Origin of the sequence: Mesorhizobium sp. M0800, assembly GCF_040320095.1 — a bacterium.
Lineage (GTDB): Bacteria > Pseudomonadota > Alphaproteobacteria > Rhizobiales > Rhizobiaceae > Mesorhizobium.
Genome location: NZ_JAMYOZ010000017.1, coordinates 63,979 through 80,848, shown reverse-complemented (window position 1 = coordinate 80,848; position 16,870 = coordinate 63,979). Strand labels below are relative to the sequence as shown.

Sequence of the window (16,870 nt, the reverse complement as noted above, 5' to 3'; positions counted from 1 at the left end):
TCTACAGAGCCCGCCTGCCGCTGAACTGGTGATAGGCCCACAGGACAACCACGGCACCGACCACGGCTACGATCAGGCTATAGATGTTGAGCCCGGTAACGCCCGACGCGCCAAAGGCGCTGAAGATGAGCCCGCCGACGATGGCACCGACAATCCCGAGCACGATGTCGAGCACAAGGCCTTGCCCGCTTTTATTGACGATCTTGCTGCCTATGAAGCCGGCGATGACGCCGAGAATAATCCAGCTTAATATTGACATTTTTCCTCTCCGTTCCCCGCACCCGATTACTTCCACATTATTAAGCAAAGCTCAAGCCAACTTGAAAATCATGATTACGGAAAGCTCAAACCGGCTTGAAATTCGCCATGGATGCGTCATTGTTGGAGACGGACGGGCAATTTGACATGGAGATCCACAATGGGACTGTTTGACAATGCCGTTCCCGGCGGCAACGTCGCCAAGCCGCTGATGATCGCGCTCGGCGCACTTTTGGTGGGAAAAATGCTGAGCGGTGGAAGTTCCGCCCAGCCGGAGGCGGCGCAGAGCCCTGCCCCCGTCCCGCCTGATACAACCGCATCCGCCGACGGCGGACTGCTCGGCGGTCTGGGCGGACTGCTCGACAAACTGAAGGACGCCGGCCACGGCAACGTTGCCAATTCGTGGGTCGGCACCGGTCAGAACCAGCCGATCAACCCCAGCGATCTGGGCAGTGCTCTCGGGCCACAAATCATCCAGGAGATCGCGCAAAGGACGGGCCTGAACCAGCAGGATCTGCTCAAGCAATTGTCCGCGGCCTTGCCAGGGCTTGTCGACCAGTTGACGCCGAACGGGCAGGTGCCGCAGCAGAACCAGCTCGCGTCCATATTCAGCAAATTCGCGAGCTGACGCCTGTCGCCCAACGCCGCCTGCGGTTCGGGACAACGATAACAACGATAACACAGATTAAGATGCGCGTCCGTCTGGACGCGCAACGAATACTTTGAACTATCGGCAAAGCGCTTCGCTTGGGGCTGCCTACTTCGGCATCGTGCGCGAGGTGCGCCGCGGCTTGGGGGAAATCTGGAGCGGGTAGCGGGAATCGAACCCGCATATTCAGCTTGGAAGGCTGCTGCTCTACCACTGAGCTATACCCGCGCCTTTCAGTCAAGCATCGGATCCGCTCCGACGCTCGCTCTGCGTTTCAGGGCTTCCGGGCCGGCAGTGGTGGAGAGGGTTGGATTTGAACCAACGTAGGCATAGCCAACGGATTTACAGTCCGTCCCCTTTAACCACTCGGGCACCTCTCCAGTCTGCCGCCGGAGCCATGCAACGAGGCATCGACGCGTCGCGGCTGCCTGAGCAGCCCTTCCGCGAAGCGCCTTATGGCGGCAGCGCCCAAAACTGTCAACCGCAACAGTCCGGCAAAAAGCGCTGAATCTCACGCCTCGCCCGACAAGCAGCTTATGCAGCTGTATCCATGGCCGGACGACACGGCTATAGAAGCCGGCCATGAGCAACGACAACAAATCGAAGACCCCTAAAGACACCCACTACGCCAAGCTGCGCCGCGCGCATCGCGACGAGAAGAGCGGTGGCGCGCCTGCATTCAGGCCACGCCAGCCGGTGCCGCCCGGCGAGAACCCGGCGGATGGGCTGGTGCGGCTCTACGGGCTGCACACGGTGCGGGCCGCACTCGACAATCCGCGCCGAAAAATCAAGAAGATGCTGGTGACGCGCAACGCTGCCGAGCGGCTGGCAATCGCCGATCTTGGCGCTTTGCCCTTCAAGGCGGAGTTGGTCGAACCCAGGGACATCGACAAGGTCACCGGCTCGGATGCCGTGCACCAGGGCGTGGTGATCGAGGCCGAGCCGCTGAAACCGAAACGCCTCGATGCGCTCGGCGACACCAGGCTGGTGCTGGTGCTCGACCAGATCACCGATCCGCACAATGTCGGCGCGATCCTGCGCTCGGCGGTCGCCTTCGGCGCCGGCGCACTGATCACCACGGCGCGCCACAGCCCGCAGGAATCCGGCGTGCTGGCAAAGTCGGCTTCCGGCGCGCTCGAACACATCGATCAGATCGAGGTGAAGAACCTCGCCGATGCGCTGGAGCAGCTGCACGAGGCCGGATTCCAGACGATAGGGCTGGATTCGGACGGGCCGGCGGAACTTGAAACCAGCTTTGCCGGCGACAAGATCGCATTGGTGCTGGGCGCCGAGGGCAAAGGCCTGCGCCAGAAAACGCGCGAAACGGTGACGACGCTCGCCCGCCTCGACATGCCGGGCGCCATCCGCTCGCTCAACGTGTCGAATGCCGCGGCGGTGGCGCTTTATGCGGCGAGGCGGTGGTTCGCGCGCGGCAAATAGGGCGCAATGCATGTCATTGGATTTTGCCGTTCTCAATCCAGATGGACATATCGATCGATGCGTATCGGTAGGTCCCTCTGCGCATCATGAAATCGTGTCAATCGCAAACCAAAACGCGTTTGAATTCATACTGAAATTCGAAGATTTCTATGAGGACGTCACTCTTCCGATCGAATCCCTACCTTCCTTGACCAAGCAAGTTGAGGCACTTGTGCGAACTGAAGGAATGTCGGAGGAATCCAAAGATTTTCTGAAACGTTTTGCCGATCTCATACGCTATGCGGTCGAAAGAAGTCGGCCCATCGAAGGTATTGCAGACTAATTCACCTCACTCTCACCCAACCTCGTGGCCAGCCATCCGCTCCAGTGCCCTGACCAGTGCCGAATGGTCTTCCTTTGCTCCACCGTTCGCCACGCAAGAGTTGAACAATTGCTGCGTCATCGAGGTGTTGGGTAGTGCTACGCCCAGCGCCTTTGCCCCTTCCAGCGCCAGGTTAAGATCCTTCTGGTGGAGTTCGATGCGGAAGCCGGGCGCGAAAGTGCGCTTGATCATGCGCTCGCCATGCACTTCCAGGATGCGCGAGTTTGCGAGCCCGCCCATCAGCGCCTGCCTGACCTTGGCCGGGTCGGCGCCGGCTTTCGATGCAAAAACAAGCGCTTCGGCGACGGCCTCAATGGTCAGCGCGACGACGATCTGGTTGGCGACCTTGGTGGTCTGTCCGACGCCGTTGGGTCCGACCAGAGTGATATTCTTGCCTATCTTCTCCAAGATAGGCCTGGCGCGTTCGAAGGCTTTTTCCTCACCGCCGACCATGATGGTCAGCGATGCCGCCTTGGCGCCGACCTCGCCGCCCGACACCGGCGCATCGAGATAGTCGCAGCCGAGATCGTTGATCTTTTTTGCAAAGGCCTTGGTCTCGATCGGCGAGATCGAGCTCATGTCGATGACCAGCTTGCCTTTAGTGAGGCCTGACGCGACGCCGTTCTCACCGAACAGCACGTCGGCGACCTGCGGCGTATCCGGAACCATGGTGATGATGATGTCGGCGGCTTTGGCCACGGCATCATGGCCGGTGACGGTCTTCAAGCCTTTGGCGACGAGATCGGCCGGCGGTTTCGAACGGTGGGTGCTGGCGACGACGGTGTAGCCGGCGTCGAGCAGATGCCCCGCCATCGGCGCACCCATGATGCCGAGGCCGATGAAGCCGATTGTGTCCATGTTTTTCTCCGTTTCTTGTTAAGGGGGCGTTCCTGCGCGCCCCCCCTCTGGCCTGCCGGCCATCTCCCCCACGAGTGGGGAGATCGGCAGTTGCCGCGCCGGCCCTTAAACGTTCCCGACCTCGAAAATTGGCGAAAGCGGCGGTGACATTCAATCTCCCTCCTTGTGGGGGAGATGCCAAGTTTTGGCAAAGAGGGCAGGCCAGAGGGGGGCGCGAAGGAACGTGACGTGCGACACGTAGCGTCTATGCCGCCGCACTCCCCTGCCCGGCCAGGTCCCTGAACCACCCGAGCCCGGCTTCTGTTCCAGCCTTCGGCTTGTACTCCGCGCCGACCCAGCCGGAATAGCCGATGCGGTCGATGTGGTTGCACAGGAAGGGAAAATTGATCTCGCCCGTCCCCGGCTCATGACGGCCGGGATTGTCCGCAAGCTGGATATGCGCGATGCGGCTGAGGTTTGCCTCAATGGTACGGGCGAGATCCCCCTCCATGATCTGCATGTGGTAGATGTCGTATTGCAGGAACAGGTTCTTCGAGCCGACGCGGTCGATCAGGGCCAGAGCCTGGTCCGAGTAATTCAGGAAGAAGCCCGGAATGTCGCGGGTGTTGATCGGCTCGATCAGCAGCCTGATGCCGGCCTGCTCCAGCTTTTCGGCCGCGAAAGCCAGATTTTCGGCGAAGACGTCTTCCAGCACGGAGCGATCGACGCCTTGCGGCGCGATGCCGGCGAGGCAGTTGACCTGCTCGCAGGCGAGCGCATGGGCATAGGTGACGACCTTGGCAATGCCTTGCCGGAACTCCGGGATGCGGTCCGGCAGGATCGCGATGCCGCGCTCGCCCTTGGCCCAGTCGCCGGCAGGCAGGTTGAACAGGACCTGCGTCAGCCCGTTCTTCTTCAACCTGGCCGCGACGACATCCGGCGCATGGTCATAGGGGCCGATATACTCGACGCCCTTGAAGCCGGCGCGGGCGGCGGCATCGAAGCGGTCGAGGAAGTCATGCTCGCCAAAGAGCATCGAAAGATTGGCTGAAAACCGTGGCATGGCAGTAGTTCCTCATATGCAGCTTAATCGAGCATGACGATCGCCGTGGGGGCATCTTCGTGATGTTCGGCTAGCTCCTCGAATTCGGTGATCTTGTCGATTTCGGTACCCATCGAAACGTTGGTGACGCGCTCGAGGATGAATTCGAGCACCACCGGAACCTGGTGCTCGTTCATCAGGCGCTGCGCCTCCTTGAACGCGCCGGCGAATTCCTCCGGTCGGCGCACCCGGACCGCCTTGCAGCCCATCGCCTCGGCAACGGCGACGTGGTCGACGCCGTAGCCCGCCTCAGGCTCGTCTTTCCGGTTGACGTTCTCGAAGGCCAGGCTGACTTCGAAATCCATCGAAAAGCCGCGCTGCGCCTGGCGGATCAGCCCGAGATAGGCGTTGTTCACGACGACATGGATGTAGGGCAATTTGTGCTGTGCGCCGGCCGCCAGTTCCTCGATCATGAACTGGAAATCATAATCGCCGGACAATGCCACAATTGTGCGGTCCGGATCGGCGGCGCGAACACCGAGGGCTGCCGGCAATGTCCAGCCGAGCGGGCCGGCCTGGCCGCAATTGATCCAGTTGCGCGGCTTGTAGACGTGCAGGAATTGCGCCCCGGCGATCTGGGACAGGCCGATCGTGGTGACATAGGTGGTGTCGCGGCCGAACGCCTTGTTCATCTCCTCGTAGACGCGCTGCGGCTTCAGCGGCACCTGGTCGAAATGCGTCTTGCGCTTCATTGTCTTCTTGCGCTGCCGGCATTCGCCGGCCCAGCCCGACCAGTCGCGCAATTTTCCGGCCGTCCTCCACTCGGTGGCGACGTCGAGCAGCATCTTAAGCGCCGCACCGGCATCTGAGACGACGCCAAGGTCCGGTCCGAAGACCCGGCCGATCTGCGTCGGCTCGATATCGACGTGGATGAATTTCTTGCCCTTGGTGTAGACGTCGACCGAACCGGTGTGGCGGTTGGCCCAGCGGTTGCCGATGCCGAAAACGAAATCGGCTTCGAGCATCGTGGCATTGCCATAGCGGTGCGAGGTCTGCAGCCCGCACATGCCGGCCATCAGGCGGTGGTCGTCGGGGATCGCGCCCCAGCCCATCAGCGTCGGAATGACAGGCACGCCGGTGACCTCGGCGAACTCGATCAGCAGATCGGACGCATCGGCGTTGATGATGCCGCCGCCGGCGACGATGACAGGCTTTTCCGCCGCGTTCAGCATCGTCAACGCCTTCTCGGCCTGGGCGCGCGACATTGCCGGCTTGAACGGCACCAGCGGCTCGTAGGCATCGATGTCGAACTCGATCTCGGTCAGTTGCACATCGACAGGCAAATCGATCAGCACCGGCCCCGGCCGCGACGAGCGCATCAGATGGAACGCTTTCTGCAGCGCCATCGGCACCAGATAGGGTTCCATGACGGTGAGCGCCCATTTGGCGACGGGTGCGGCGATCGCCGCAATGTCGACGGCCTGAAAATCCTCCTTGTTGAGACGCGCGCGCGGCGCCTGCCCGGTGATGCAGAGGATGGGAATTGAATCGGCAGCGGCCGAATAGAGGCCGGTGATCATGTCGGTGCCGGCAGGACCCGAAGTGCCGATGCACAGACCGATATTGCCCGATCTGGCGCGGGTAAACCCTTCGGCCATATGCGAAGCCGCCTCGACGTGCCGCGCAAGGATGTGGCGGATACTGCCCCTCGCCTTCAGCGCCGAATAGAGCGGGTTGATCGCAGCACCCGGCACGCCGAAGGCACAGGAGATGCCTTCCTTTTCGAGAACGAGAACCGCTGCGTCGACTGCGCGCATCCTGGCCATGTCAGCCTCCACGGAATTGTTGATAGCCGATGATGCCAGCGCACCAATGATTTTTCAATTTTTTCAGAATATTTTTCCATTTCTAGAAAACAGCTCTTGTTGATTGAATTGATTGGCCTTTTTGTTTTCCATGAATTCGCTTCGTAAATCACTGGAAAACTTTTTCATTGCCTGTTTGGGCGAACAGGGCGAAGAATGGCCCGATGGAAACCACCGAAAAACGCCAGCGCGGCCGGCCGCGCGCCTTCAACGGGCCGTCCGAGGCCGCCTCGGTGCAGTCGCTGGACCGGGCGCTGCGCATCCTGGCAATCGTCGCCGATGGCAGCGGCCTATCGCTGAGCGAGATCGCTGCCAGTTCCGGTCTGCCGGCATCCACCGCCTACCGCATGCTGACGACGCTGGAGAACCATGGCATGGTCGAGTTCGACGGCACCGACCAGCTGTGGTCGATCGGCGTCGAGACCTATCGCATGGGCGCGGCGTTCCTGCGCCGCCGCAAGCTGGTCGACCGCGCCCGTATCGTCATGCAGGAATTGATGGAGAAGACCGGCGAGACCGCCAATCTCGGCGTCGCCGAGGACGATTGCGTCGTCTTCGTCAGCCAGGTCGAGACGCATCAGGCGATCCGCGCCTTCTTCCGGCCGGGCACGCGCAGCTCCTTCCATGCCTCGGGCATCGGCAAGGCGGTGCTGGCGCATCTCGAGCCGGAACGCGTCGCCACCATCCTGCGCCGGGCCGGGCTGGAGCGCTTCACCGAAAACACGCTGTCCGACATCTCGGCGCTCGCCCGCGACCTGGTGACGATCAAGCTGCGCGGCTGGTCGGTAGACGACGAGGAGCGGCATCCGGGCATGCGCTGCGTTGCCGCCGCCATCTTCAATGAGTTCGGCGAGCCGATCGGCGGCGTTTCGGTTTCCGGGCCGACGGTGCGGGTCACGCCGGAACGGCTGGCCGAGATCGGCCCGCTGGTGCACGATGCGGCGGCGGAGGTGACGAGGATGATCGGCGGCTTGCCGACCCCTCCCGGCCTTGGCAGCGAACCGAGCGCATGGCAGCGCTGACCAGCGCGGAATGGTGCGACATCTGCCAGGATGGCCAGAGCTAGGCCCCGGGCACCGCGCTCTTGGTCGATAGGTCGTAGAAATCAAGCAGCATCGCCAGCCCAACTCCGCAGGCGGTGAAGATGAGGCCGGCAATGAAGATACGATTGGCGCGTTCATAAACGCGCCGTTGTAGAGACGTTATGTCGAGCAGCAACCGCAGCGCTCGTATCTGCAGGGCAATGCCGATCAAAATCGGCACGACGGCGGCCAGGTGATAGATTTCCCATGGTATCGGGTTGGCGGCCCAATGCGTGATGAAGCCCAGCGAGAACGCCAGCAGGATGCCGACGGTGGTGATTGTGCCGTTGCGGAAAATTGTCTCGATCGGCTCTTCGTTCGGATCGTGCTCGCCCAAGCGCCCTCTCCCTGTTTCGGTATCGGTGCAGACTAGGCTGTTGGGAAATCGCTGTACATCGGCAAGAGTGTCGGCGAATGCTGAAGCGGCATCCGATCTCGCCTTAAGTGGGCGATGTTCGACAGGACAGAAAGGCTGACGGAGCGCGGCTTTATTCCAGCTTGGGTTCCTCGCCCCACTGAAGTGGGGAGAGGTGGCGCGGCGAAGCCGCGACGGAGAGGGGACCGCGCCCTACGAAGGCCCCCTCTCCGGCCGCGGAGCCTGTCCTCGGGCTTGCCGAAGGCAAGACCCGTGGGCGGCCACCTCTCCCCCGCTTCGCGGCGGGCGAGGAACCCAGGTCCTAAGAGGTCGGAGGAACAACCCCTCTGCCCTGCCACTCAGACGCGCAGAAAAAGGGGCAGTGGGGTGCCCCTTCTTCCGGTTGCCTGAAACGGTCACCTCCTCCCAAGCTGGCATAGTGGCCCTCAAAGCCAGCAGCGATGGCGATAGCCGTCGTAGCCGACATAGGTGTCCGAGTACGGGTCGTAGCTCTGGTAGCGATTGAGGCAGCGCCGGACGTGCCAGGAGCCGCCGTCTTCCTCGATATAGACGGTGCGCGGCTGGGCGAGCGCGCTGCCGAGCAGGAAGCCGCCGACACCTGCGGCAATGCCGATGCGGAGGTGCTTGTGCTTGTGATGGGCGGCCGACGGCTGAACGGTGCCGACCAGCATGGCGGCGGCGACGGTGGTGGCGACGAGGCCGGAAACGATGGTGCGCTTGAACATGACGATCTCCTTGTTGTGGGAGGCGATCCAACCGCCTCTTGACCGTCAGTCGTCGCGACAAGGAAAAAGGTTCGAAGGTCTTTTTGGATTTTTTCTCGGCGGGAGAAATCGCGCGGTCTGATGCGCGACCACGAACGGTCGCGCCGTCGACAGTTCACCGGAACAACCGGCAGGCCTCAGCCCATGCCGGTGATATGGCGAAGCCAGAAGGCGAGCGCGATGAAGCCGATGATGGTGGTGACGCCGGTCCAGTCGATATTGGCGTGCTTCAGGTCCTTGATGAGCTTCACCAGGAGAACCCAGGCCACGACGACGAGCGGGAGAATGATGACAAACCTGATCATGCGACTGCCTCGCTGATGCAATTGCACCTTCGATCAATATAGGAAGCGAATTGGCCGTTTTCAGGACGCCTTGGCGGCAGAACCGCCGCGTTCGCGGCAGCGGAAAACGGAGTTTTGTCTTTACTGGCGCAGCAGATATGGTAACCGGAGCGCCGTGCCCTTGTAGCTCAGCTGGTAGAGCAGCGGTTTTGTAAACCGAAGGTCGGCGGTTCGATTCCGTCCGGGGGCACCAGTACGGGCTTCTTGAGACCTCCGGGGCGCTTGATATCTGCTCATCCCCGATATCCACAGGCCGGGGCCGTCAGGATCGGTAGCACATCAGCTTCAACGCATATATTCCCTAGCGGAAACCATAGTTCCCTAGCGGAAAACCTAGGAGTCTTCGTTGGAGCAGAAACGCACGACCGCCCCCTTCATCAACGGCATATTTGGCGGATTTATCGTCTTCGCCTTCGCGTTCGGTTTCCGTTTCCTGCTAAGTCCCGATCCCGATCCAACATCAAGAGCAACGACAAGCCTTTCAGTACTGGCCTTCGCCATTTGTTTCGGCGCAGCCTTCCTCCGCGAGCACCGGCGCCAGATTGCCGCCGCCAGAGAATATATAAGCCGCCCAAGATCGTATTAGGGGCGTACGTGTCGGGACCGTCCTCGTCGGGTCACCAGAAACTTCCGTGAAATTGCTGGCAAAATCTGTCGCCAGACAACGAGTTAGCATCTCATATCTAGAGACGCTGAGCCCGGGCGTGACTTCGCCGTTGCAGAGCCGTCATTTCGGCCCTCTCTCCCGGCCTCGGCCATCTCGTACCATTCGATTAAATTGCTCCTGTGTATATTAGCACTCGCTCAATTAAGCGCGCCGACAATGTCGGTGCGGCGGGCCAAAAACCAAAGGGTGTTGTCATGCGAAGTGATTTCGCCGCGGCGCGCGAGCTTTTGGAGTGCGCACAAAACCGCCTCTGCGGCGCGGATGAAACGAGCCGACGCGTCAACGAGGCCCTCGACGCGCTGATTGAAGAAATAGCCATCGCGGAATTCCGCAAGGCGCCACTGACGGTCGTGCCGTTTCCGCGTGCGCGGCCGCCTAAGCATGTTCGGTAGAGCGCTGATCGCCCGCGTTGACGAAGAGCCGGCAACTGGTGTTTCCGCAATCGCCCGTTGGAGCGTCGTTGAACGACCAAGCCTTTGACGATAGAGTTGCCGGGCAGTGGTGCTCTGAAACTCCGGAGCCGATCCATGTCACGCTGTGGAGATGTCTACGAGAACAAGGTGACCGGCGAATATGCGGTCATCCTGCGCGGCACCGAAGACCGCGGCCAGGGACCTGGCATCGCTCATCTGACCGCCCGGCCGGGAGCCGCAGTGGTGGGCGAGCACTTCCACCCGAATCTGACGGAACGGTTTACCGTCCTCCGTGGCCGTCTCGACGCTTGCATCGCCGGGAAGACTTTGGCCCTGGGGTCTGGCCAATCCGCCACGGTCGAAGCAGGCGTCGCACATGATTGGTGGAACAGCAGCAAAACCGAAGAAGCGCATGTCCTGGTCGAAGTCGACCGGGCGCCAGGTGCGGACAATGTCGACCCGAACCGTTTCGAGCTGCTGATCGGCATGCTCTTCGGCCTGGCCAATGCCGACAAGGTGGACAGCAAAGGTAGACCTTCGCCGCTTCAGGCAGCAGTCATCGCCAGGGAATTTGCCGACGTGATCGTCTTCACGCACCCGCCACCTGCGATTCAGCGAGTGGCGCTGGCGATCCTGGCGCCACTCGGCCATCTGCTCGGCTATCGCGCGATCGACCCGGACTACTGCAAGCCGCACGGGCATGTCACGCCGGCTCCTGAAATCCTCGCTCGAGCAGGCCTAACGGCTGGCTGATCCGGGTCCATACTAGGCGCCCGGCATTTTTATCGGCAGGATGCTGCCATGTCGCGAACTCTGATCGTGGTTGGTCTCAGCATAGTTGCCATAGGCCTGCTGTGGCCTTGGTTGGCTCGGACCGGCCTTGGCAGGCTGCCCGGCGATATCGTGATCGAGCGTGAGAACTTCAGGCTTTATGTCCCTATCACCACGGGGATACTGGTCAGCATCGTGCTCTCGGCCATTCTATGGCTGATCAACCGTTAGGCGATGCTCCGGCTGCGGCGATTTGTGTTGCAGGCCCTACTCGCCCTTGATCTTCTTACACTCCGATCGCCGCCACCAATATCCGGTTCTGCCTGCGTATCGCCGTGCGCAGTTCGGCAATCCTCGCCTCCTCGCGCTTCACGAATTCGATGAACATCATGTTCATGTTGTTGAAGATGAGTTCGCCGAGCGCCGGACCATCGATGTCGCGGCGCACTAGGCCGAGCGCCTGCAGGCGGACGATCAGCGCGCGGATTTGCTCGGTCAATGCCCGGTCGAGCGCGGTATAGGCCTGGCCGAACGGGCTGTCGGGCAGTTGCGTCGAGATCGCCATGGCCTGCCGCCACATCTCCTTGCTGAGGTAATGCAACGAGTGCTCGATATAGATGCCGAGCAGCGTATCGAGAGCGTCACCGACATTGGCCGGCGGGTTGGCGACGACGCCGCGCCCGGCATTGAGCACCTCGTTGACCTCCATCGAGACGATGGCGCCAAGGATGTCGCCCTTGTTCTGGTAGTAATTGTAAATCGTGCCGACCGAGACCTCGGCCTGCGCGGCGATGGTCTCGATCTTGGCGCCTTCATAACCGGCATCGCGGAATAGGTCCGCCGCCGCGTCGATAATGCGGCGGTGCCGATCCGCTTTCTGCCTTGCCCGCAATCCGCTCATAGCGGCTGTTTGCCACAAAAACAGAATTGACTCAATTTTAGAATTGGTTCAATTTTTTCCTACAAGCCAAAAAGGCAAGGGAGAACACTCGATGTCCGTCAATCCAAAGACCACCAATCCAACCGTCAGGAATCCGCTTTCCGTTCTGAAGAGCCATCTCCAAGGCGCCTGTGCCGCGGCAGCACTGCTGCTGGCGGCGGGCAGCCTCGCTCAGGCGCAGGATCTCAACGCGCTGATCTGGTGCGATCACGCCGATCCGGCGCTGTTGCAGCCGTTCGAGGAGGCGAACGGCGTCAAGGTCAATGTCAAGGAGTTCGAAGGCACCGGCGCCGGCCTGGCCATCGTCGAACAGTCGCAGCCGGGCGACTGGGACGTGATGGTGATCGACAGCATCGACATACCGCGCGGCGTCGAAAAAGGCCTGTTCGAGCCGCTGCCGGAAGACAAGCTGCCGCTGGCCGACCTGTTTCCGCAGGTGAAAATGGACAGCTCCACCGTCGTCGACGGCAAGCGTTACGGCATCACCGAAAAGTTCGGCTACAACACGATCGGCTACAACAAGACCAAAGTCGACCCGGCCGACATGCAGTCGCTTGCCGCGCTGACCGGCGACAAATACAAGGGCAAGATCGCCATCTACGATTATTACCTGCCTGTCATCGGCATGGCCGCACTGGCGATCGGCAAGAAGACTGCCGAGCTGACCGAAGCCGACCTTCCCGCCATCAAGGAAGAGCTGCTCAAAATGAAGGCCAACGCCAAGCTGGTCGGCGAGGTGACCGCCAGCCAGACGGCGCTGGCGACCGGCGAGGTCGACATTCTGGTCGGCGGCGGCGAATGGGTGACGGCGGGGCTGGCCAAGGAAAACCCTGCCCTCGACTTCTCGATACCGAAAGAAGGGGCCGTGCTGTGGTCGCAGTCGCTGGCAATGTTCAAGGATTCCAAGAACAAGGAGCTGGCGCTTAAATTCATCCAGTACATTATGAGCCCCGAAGGCCAGGCGCGGCTCGCCACCTCGTCCTGCTATTGGGGCATGCCGGCCAACAGCAAGGCGGCGTTGAGCGACGAGCAGAAGAAGATCCTGCGCTTCGACGAGCAGCCGGAATTCCTCGCCCGCGCCCAGTCCTATCCTGCGCCGAACGCCGACCTCGACAAGAAGATGCAGGACGTCTGGACCGAAATGCTGCAGGCGCAATAACCGGCTGCCGGTCGTGAACTCCGTCAACAGCGGGCGTGCCCTGCCCTGGGCGCTGGTCACGCCGGCGCTCGGCTGGACGTTGCTGTTCTTCGTGCTGCCCTTCGTCGCCATGGCGGTATCCAGCCTGACGGCGCATGAAGGCGGCGGCTTCACGCTGTCCAACTACAGCCAGTTCTTTGCCAATCCGTCCTACTGGCAGGCGATGGTGAACTCGCTGCAGGTCACAGCGATCGTCACCGTGATCTCGGTGCTGCTTGCCTATCCCTTTGCCTGGATTCTGGCCGAACAGGTGCCGGAGCGCTGGCAGCGGCTGGCGCTGATGCTGGCCGTGCTGCCCTTCTGGACCTCCTATGTCGTGCGCTCCTATTCGTGGCTGCTGGTGCTGGCGCAGAACGGCGTCGTCAATCGCGCGTTGACCGGCTCCGGCCTGTTCGGCGAGCCGCTGCAGCTCGCCAATACGCGGCTGGCCACGGTCACCGGCTTCGTGCACTTCTTCGTCATGCTGTTGACGCTGACGATCTTCGCCAATCTGAAGCAGCTCAGCCCCAGCTACCGCAAGGCCGCCGCCGATCTCGGCGCCGGGCCGATGCGCACATTCCTGCATGTCGTTCTGCCGCTGACGCTGCCTGGCATCATGGTCGGCGCCTTCCTCACCTTTGTGCTGTGCATCGGCGACTACATCACGCCGCAGATCCTCGGCGGCAACAACGAGCTTTTGATGCCGCAGCTCGTCATGATGCAGATCGGCCGGCGCGGCGATTTTCCGCTCGCCTCGGCGCTGTCGATCATCCTGATGGCGGTGGTCACCATCGCCTACCTCGCCTGCGCCCGCTGGCTGAAGATCGAGCGGGCCTGACCATGCGCGCTTTCATCCGCCTCGTCTCCGGCCTTTACGCCATCGCAATCTACGGCTTCACCTTTCTGCCGGTCATCGTTCTGGTGCTGTTTTCGCTGCAGGCAACCTCGTTTCCGATCCCGCCCTTCACCGGGCCGTCGCTGCGCTGGTACGAGGCCGTGCTCGCCGACACGCGGCTGACTTCGGCTTTGGTCAATTCGCTGCTGGTGGCGGTCGTCTCCTCGGCTGCCGCCGTCACGTTGGGCTTTCTCTCCGCCTGGGGTTTTGCGCGCTTCGCCTTGCCGGGCTCGGGCCTGATGCGCGGGCTGATCACCTTGCCATTGACCGTCAGCTATCTCATCATCGGCATGGGGCTGCTGGTGCTGTTCAACTGGGCCGGCGTGCCGAAGTCGCTCATTGCCGCCGGCATCGGCCATGTCGTGATCAACCTGCCGCTCTGCTTTGCCATCGTCTACAGCCAGATGGGCGACCACCAGATCAATATCGAGCGCGCCGCGCGCGACCTCGGCGCGCCCGAATGGAAGGTGCTGCTGCTGATCACCGTGCCCGTCATGGCGCCGGCGATCTTCGCCGGTTTCTTCCTGTCGATGACCTTCTCCTGGGACGAGTTCGTCATCTCGTTCCTGTTGACGCGCTTCGACACGACGCTACCGGTCGAGATCTGGAACCTGCTGCGCTCCGGCCTCAATCCCAAGACCAACGCCGTCGGCTCGCTGGTCTTCGCCGTCTCAATCGTACTGGTGGTATTGTTCGAGCTGATGCTGTTGCGGAGGAAGCCGGCATGACCGCGCCACTGGTCGATATAAGCTCTGTCTCGCATCGCTTCGGCCAGCACACCGTGCTGAAGAACGTCTCGCTGACGATCGAGCCTGGCAGCTACACGATCCTGCTCGGGCCGTCCGGCTCCGGCAAGACGACGCTTCTGTCCATCCTCGGCGGCTTCGTCACGCCGAGCGAGGGCAAGGTGCTGATCCGCGGCGAGGACTGCACCGCCGTGCCACCGGCGAAGCGGCCGACGACGACCGTGTTCCAGGATTATGCGCTGTTCCCGCATATGAGCGTCGGCAGCAATGTCGGCTTCGGGCTGCGCATGCGGGGTGTCGATGGCGCAACCCGGGCAGCAAGGGCACGCGAGGCGCTGGCGCTGGTTGGGCTGGCCACTGCCTTCGACAAGAAGCCGCATCAGCTTTCGGGCGGTCAGCGGCAGCGCGTGGCACTGGCGCGCGCCCTGGTGGTCGAGCCGGCGGTGCTGTTGCTCGACGAGCCGCTCGGCGCGCTCGACCTGAAATTGCGCCGGCAGATGCAGGACGAATTGAAGGCGATCCAGAAACGCGTCGGCACCGCCTTCATCCACGTCACGCACGACCAGGAAGAGGCGATGGCGCTGGCCGATCATTGCGTGGTGATGAATGACGGGCGCATCGAGGACGAAGGACCGCCCGAGCGCGTCTATGCACGGCCAGCGACGCGCTTTTCCGCGACTTTCATGGGCGAAAGCACGCTGTTATCGGGAACGGTGACGGAGGCGAAGAGCGGCAAAATCACCGTCACCACGAAGCTTGGGTCGCTCTCGCTGCCCGGCACATTGCCGGCCGGCTCGACCGTTGCGCTGGCCATTCGGCCTGAGCATCTTGTTCTCGGCGCTGCCGGCGGCGCTGTGGCACTTGGCATGGTCAAGGTCAGCGACGTTGTCTTTCAGGGCAGCTTCAAGCGCGTGCTGGGGACCTCCACGACCGACCCGGCGCTGCACTTCATCGCCAAGGTCGCGGCAGCATCGGCCGTCCAGCCGGGCGACGTTGTCGCGGTATCGTGCGATGCTGGCGACATCATCCTGCTTGCGGACCAAACATGAGCTCGCTTCCAATCATCGACGCTCCTAACTGGTACGAAACTATCCGCATGGGCGATGGCGTGACGCTGATCCACGAGCCGTGGATCAAGCCGTTCTTCCGCTGCAACATCTGGCATGTGCGCGGCCGCGACCGCGATCTTCTGTTCGACACCGGGCTCGGTCATTTCAGTTTGCGTCGCCATGTGCCGATGGTGAGCGAGCGACAGCTCGTTTGCGTGGCCAGCCACACGCATTTCGACCATATCGGCTGCCATCACGAATTTCCCGACCGCTGCGTGCACCCGGCCGAGGCCGAAATCCTCGCCGATCCACGCAACGAATGGACGGTTGCCGACCGCTATGCCACTGACGAGATGTTCGACGGCATGCCGCAAGGTTGGGACACGAAGCGCTACCAGATCCTGCCCGCACCAGCCGGCCGGTTGCTCGAGCAAGGCGACATCGTCGATCTCGGCGACCGTGCCTTCGAGGTCATCCACACGCCCGGCCATTCACCCGGCGGCATTGCGCTCTACGAAAACAGGACGGGCATCCTGTTTTCCGGCGATATCATCTATGACGGCCCGCTGATCGACGACGTCTATCACTCCGATATCGACGATTATGTCGAAACGCTGCTGCGCATGCGCGATCTCGATGTCTCGGTCGTGCACGGCGGCCATTTCCCGAGCTTCGGCAAAGTCCGCTATCGCCAGCTTGTCGACGAGTATCTCGCGCAAAAGCGCCAGGCCGGCTGCCATCTGTTGCAAGCCCGATAAGCACTGGCGCTGTGGCGTCAAAGCGCCCTTTGCGGACAGGGTGTCCCCGCCGCGTCGCCGCAGCGTGAGGCCGTGGGCTCGGGTCTAAAGCTCTTTTCCTCCGACTGGCGCACCAGTTCCGCGAAAGCCAGGGCAAAACTTGCCAGCATCAGGAAGACAATAATCAAGCGTGCCAGCGGCAATAGATCGGCCTCGACTGGTTAGCCCCCACGCCGCCCGTCCGCTGCCGGCTAACATGATCGATATGGCTTTACGAGAGTTTAAGGCGAGTCTTAACCATCACATCATTTTGTCCTCCGACATGATGCGCGAGTGCGGCTTGTTTGGTCGCCATCTCCAGGCACCTCCCTCCCTTTGCAGAAATGCCCACCCATGCTAACCCGGCGCTGGCGCGGCCCAGCAACCGGTCGCCGCCAATCGGTCGCCAGACGGTCGT

21 protein-coding genes and 3 tRNA genes are annotated in these 16,870 nt (G+C 61.9%); 14 read left to right on the top strand and 10 right to left on the bottom strand.

All coding sequences use genetic code 11. From position 1 onward, the window contains the following. Nucleotide 1: 1 nt before the first annotated feature. Nucleotides 2-259, bottom strand: a complete 258-nt coding sequence (locus tag NKI18_RS20090; protein ID WP_023680431.1) for a GlsB/YeaQ/YmgE family stress response membrane protein — start codon at nucleotides 257-259, stop codon at nucleotides 2-4. Between the two features lie 159 nt (nucleotides 260-418). On the opposite strand from NKI18_RS20090, the gene NKI18_RS20085 reads away from it, so the two are divergent. After that, nucleotides 419-886, top strand: a complete 468-nt coding sequence (locus NKI18_RS20085) for a YidB family protein (RefSeq protein WP_023680430.1) — start codon at nucleotides 419-421, stop codon at nucleotides 884-886. 175 nt (nucleotides 887-1,061) lie between these two features. On the opposite strand, the gene NKI18_RS20080 is transcribed toward NKI18_RS20085, so the two are convergent. Both NKI18_RS20080 and NKI18_RS20075 read right to left on the bottom strand, forming a co-directional pair. Beyond that, nucleotides 1,062-1,135, bottom strand: a tRNA-Gly gene (locus NKI18_RS20080). 67 nt (nucleotides 1,136-1,202) lie between these two features. Continuing rightward, a tRNA-Tyr gene (locus NKI18_RS20075) sits at nucleotides 1,203-1,287 on the bottom strand. Nucleotides 1,288-1,489: 202 nt separating this feature from the next. Here NKI18_RS20075 and NKI18_RS20070 point away from each other — a divergent pair. Beyond that, nucleotides 1,490-2,347, top strand: coding sequence for a TrmH family RNA methyltransferase (locus tag NKI18_RS20070; protein WP_352622150.1), 858 nt, complete (start codon nucleotides 1,490-1,492; stop codon nucleotides 2,345-2,347). A gap of 10 nt (nucleotides 2,348-2,357) precedes the next feature. After that, a complete protein-coding gene (locus NKI18_RS20065) occupies nucleotides 2,358-2,669 on the top strand; it encodes a hypothetical protein (RefSeq protein ID WP_352457472.1) in 312 nt (103 codons plus the stop codon). A gap of 12 nt (nucleotides 2,670-2,681) precedes the next feature. Here the strand turns inward: NKI18_RS20065 and NKI18_RS20060 are convergent, their stop codons facing one another. The 3 genes from NKI18_RS20060 to gcl form a co-directional block, all read right to left on the bottom strand. Next, on the bottom strand, nucleotides 2,682-3,566 hold the full coding sequence (locus NKI18_RS20060; protein WP_352622152.1) for a 2-hydroxy-3-oxopropionate reductase: 885 nt from the start codon (nucleotides 3,564-3,566) through the stop codon (nucleotides 2,682-2,684). A gap of 244 nt (nucleotides 3,567-3,810) precedes the next feature. Further along, entirely contained in the window at nucleotides 3,811-4,608 is a 798-nt protein-coding gene (gene hyi / locus NKI18_RS20055) for a hydroxypyruvate isomerase (protein ID WP_352622154.1), read from the bottom strand. Nucleotides 4,609-4,631: 23 nt separating this feature from the next. Continuing rightward, the gene (gene gcl, locus NKI18_RS20050; RefSeq protein WP_352622156.1) at nucleotides 4,632-6,413 is read right to left on the bottom strand and encodes a glyoxylate carboligase; all 1,782 of its coding nucleotides are present in this window, start codon (nucleotides 6,411-6,413) and stop codon (nucleotides 4,632-4,634) included. Between the two features lie 203 nt (nucleotides 6,414-6,616). Here gcl and bhcR point away from each other — a divergent pair, with 203 nt between their 5' ends. Further along, the gene (gene bhcR / locus NKI18_RS20045; RefSeq protein ID WP_352622158.1) at nucleotides 6,617-7,474 is read left to right on the top strand and encodes an HTH-type transcriptional regulator BhcR; all 858 of its coding nucleotides are present in this window, start codon (nucleotides 6,617-6,619) and stop codon (nucleotides 7,472-7,474) included. 40 nt (nucleotides 7,475-7,514) lie between these two features. Here the strand turns inward: bhcR and NKI18_RS20040 are convergent, their stop codons facing one another. The 3 genes from NKI18_RS20040 to NKI18_RS20030 form a co-directional block, all read right to left on the bottom strand. Then, nucleotides 7,515-7,871, bottom strand: a complete 357-nt coding sequence (locus NKI18_RS20040) for a hypothetical protein (RefSeq protein WP_352484569.1) — start codon at nucleotides 7,869-7,871, stop codon at nucleotides 7,515-7,517. Nucleotides 7,872-8,335: 464 nt separating this feature from the next. Continuing rightward, nucleotides 8,336-8,635, bottom strand: a complete 300-nt coding sequence (locus NKI18_RS20035; RefSeq protein WP_352622160.1) for a BA14K family protein — start codon at nucleotides 8,633-8,635, stop codon at nucleotides 8,336-8,338. Nucleotides 8,636-8,811: 176 nt separating this feature from the next. Then, nucleotides 8,812-8,979 (bottom strand): hypothetical protein, encoded by a 168-nt coding sequence (locus NKI18_RS20030; RefSeq protein ID WP_352451069.1) that lies wholly within the window; start codon nucleotides 8,977-8,979, stop codon nucleotides 8,812-8,814. A 156-nt stretch (nucleotides 8,980-9,135) separates the two neighbouring features. On the opposite strand from NKI18_RS20030, the gene NKI18_RS20025 reads away from it, so the two are divergent. The 5 genes from NKI18_RS20025 to NKI18_RS20005 all read left to right on the top strand — a co-directional run bounded on the left by NKI18_RS20025 (nucleotide 9,136) and on the right by NKI18_RS20005 (nucleotide 11,100). Further along, nucleotides 9,136-9,211 (top strand) — tRNA-Thr (locus NKI18_RS20025). A gap of 153 nt (nucleotides 9,212-9,364) precedes the next feature. Continuing rightward, entirely contained in the window at nucleotides 9,365-9,604 is a 240-nt protein-coding gene (locus NKI18_RS20020; RefSeq protein WP_156937488.1) for a hypothetical protein, read from the top strand. A gap of 275 nt (nucleotides 9,605-9,879) precedes the next feature. After that, nucleotides 9,880-10,077: a hypothetical protein gene (locus tag NKI18_RS20015; RefSeq protein ID WP_084641813.1), complete on the top strand. Its 198-nt coding sequence runs from the start codon at nucleotides 9,880-9,882 to the stop codon at nucleotides 10,075-10,077. Nucleotides 10,078-10,212: 135 nt separating this feature from the next. After that, on the top strand, nucleotides 10,213-10,851 hold the full coding sequence (locus NKI18_RS20010; protein WP_352622163.1) for a cupin domain-containing protein: 639 nt from the start codon (nucleotides 10,213-10,215) through the stop codon (nucleotides 10,849-10,851). A 48-nt stretch (nucleotides 10,852-10,899) separates the two neighbouring features. After that, on the top strand, nucleotides 10,900-11,100 hold the full coding sequence (locus NKI18_RS20005) for a DUF2905 domain-containing protein (protein WP_023679908.1): 201 nt from the start codon (nucleotides 10,900-10,902) through the stop codon (nucleotides 11,098-11,100). 55 nt (nucleotides 11,101-11,155) lie between these two features. On the opposite strand, the gene NKI18_RS20000 is transcribed toward NKI18_RS20005, so the two are convergent. Beyond that, complete coding sequence (locus tag NKI18_RS20000) at nucleotides 11,156-11,770, bottom strand: TetR/AcrR family transcriptional regulator (RefSeq protein WP_352622165.1); 615 nt, start codon at nucleotides 11,768-11,770, stop codon at nucleotides 11,156-11,158. Between the two features lie 91 nt (nucleotides 11,771-11,861). Here NKI18_RS20000 and NKI18_RS19995 point away from each other — a divergent pair, with 91 nt between their 5' ends. The 5 genes from NKI18_RS19995 to NKI18_RS19975 are packed head-to-tail and all read left to right on the top strand — an operon-like array spanning nucleotide 11,862 to nucleotide 16,434. Beyond that, on the top strand, nucleotides 11,862-12,968 hold the full coding sequence (locus NKI18_RS19995; RefSeq protein WP_352622167.1) for a polyamine ABC transporter substrate-binding protein: 1,107 nt from the start codon (nucleotides 11,862-11,864) through the stop codon (nucleotides 12,966-12,968). A 13-nt stretch (nucleotides 12,969-12,981) separates the two neighbouring features. Then, a complete protein-coding gene (locus tag NKI18_RS19990) occupies nucleotides 12,982-13,824 on the top strand; it encodes an ABC transporter permease (RefSeq protein ID WP_352622169.1) in 843 nt (280 codons plus the stop codon). 2 nt (nucleotides 13,825-13,826) lie between these two features. Further along, entirely contained in the window at nucleotides 13,827-14,609 is a 783-nt protein-coding gene (locus NKI18_RS19985) for an ABC transporter permease (protein ID WP_352622171.1), read from the top strand. Next, on the top strand, nucleotides 14,606-15,676 hold the full coding sequence (locus tag NKI18_RS19980; protein ID WP_352622173.1) for an ABC transporter ATP-binding protein: 1,071 nt from the start codon (nucleotides 14,606-14,608) through the stop codon (nucleotides 15,674-15,676). The genes NKI18_RS19985 and NKI18_RS19980 overlap by 4 nt, the downstream gene beginning before the upstream one ends. After that, the gene (locus NKI18_RS19975; RefSeq protein ID WP_352622175.1) at nucleotides 15,673-16,434 is read left to right on the top strand and encodes an MBL fold metallo-hydrolase; all 762 of its coding nucleotides are present in this window, start codon (nucleotides 15,673-15,675) and stop codon (nucleotides 16,432-16,434) included. The genes NKI18_RS19980 and NKI18_RS19975 overlap by 4 nt, the downstream gene beginning before the upstream one ends. The last annotated feature ends 436 nt before the right edge of the window (nucleotides 16,435-16,870 follow it).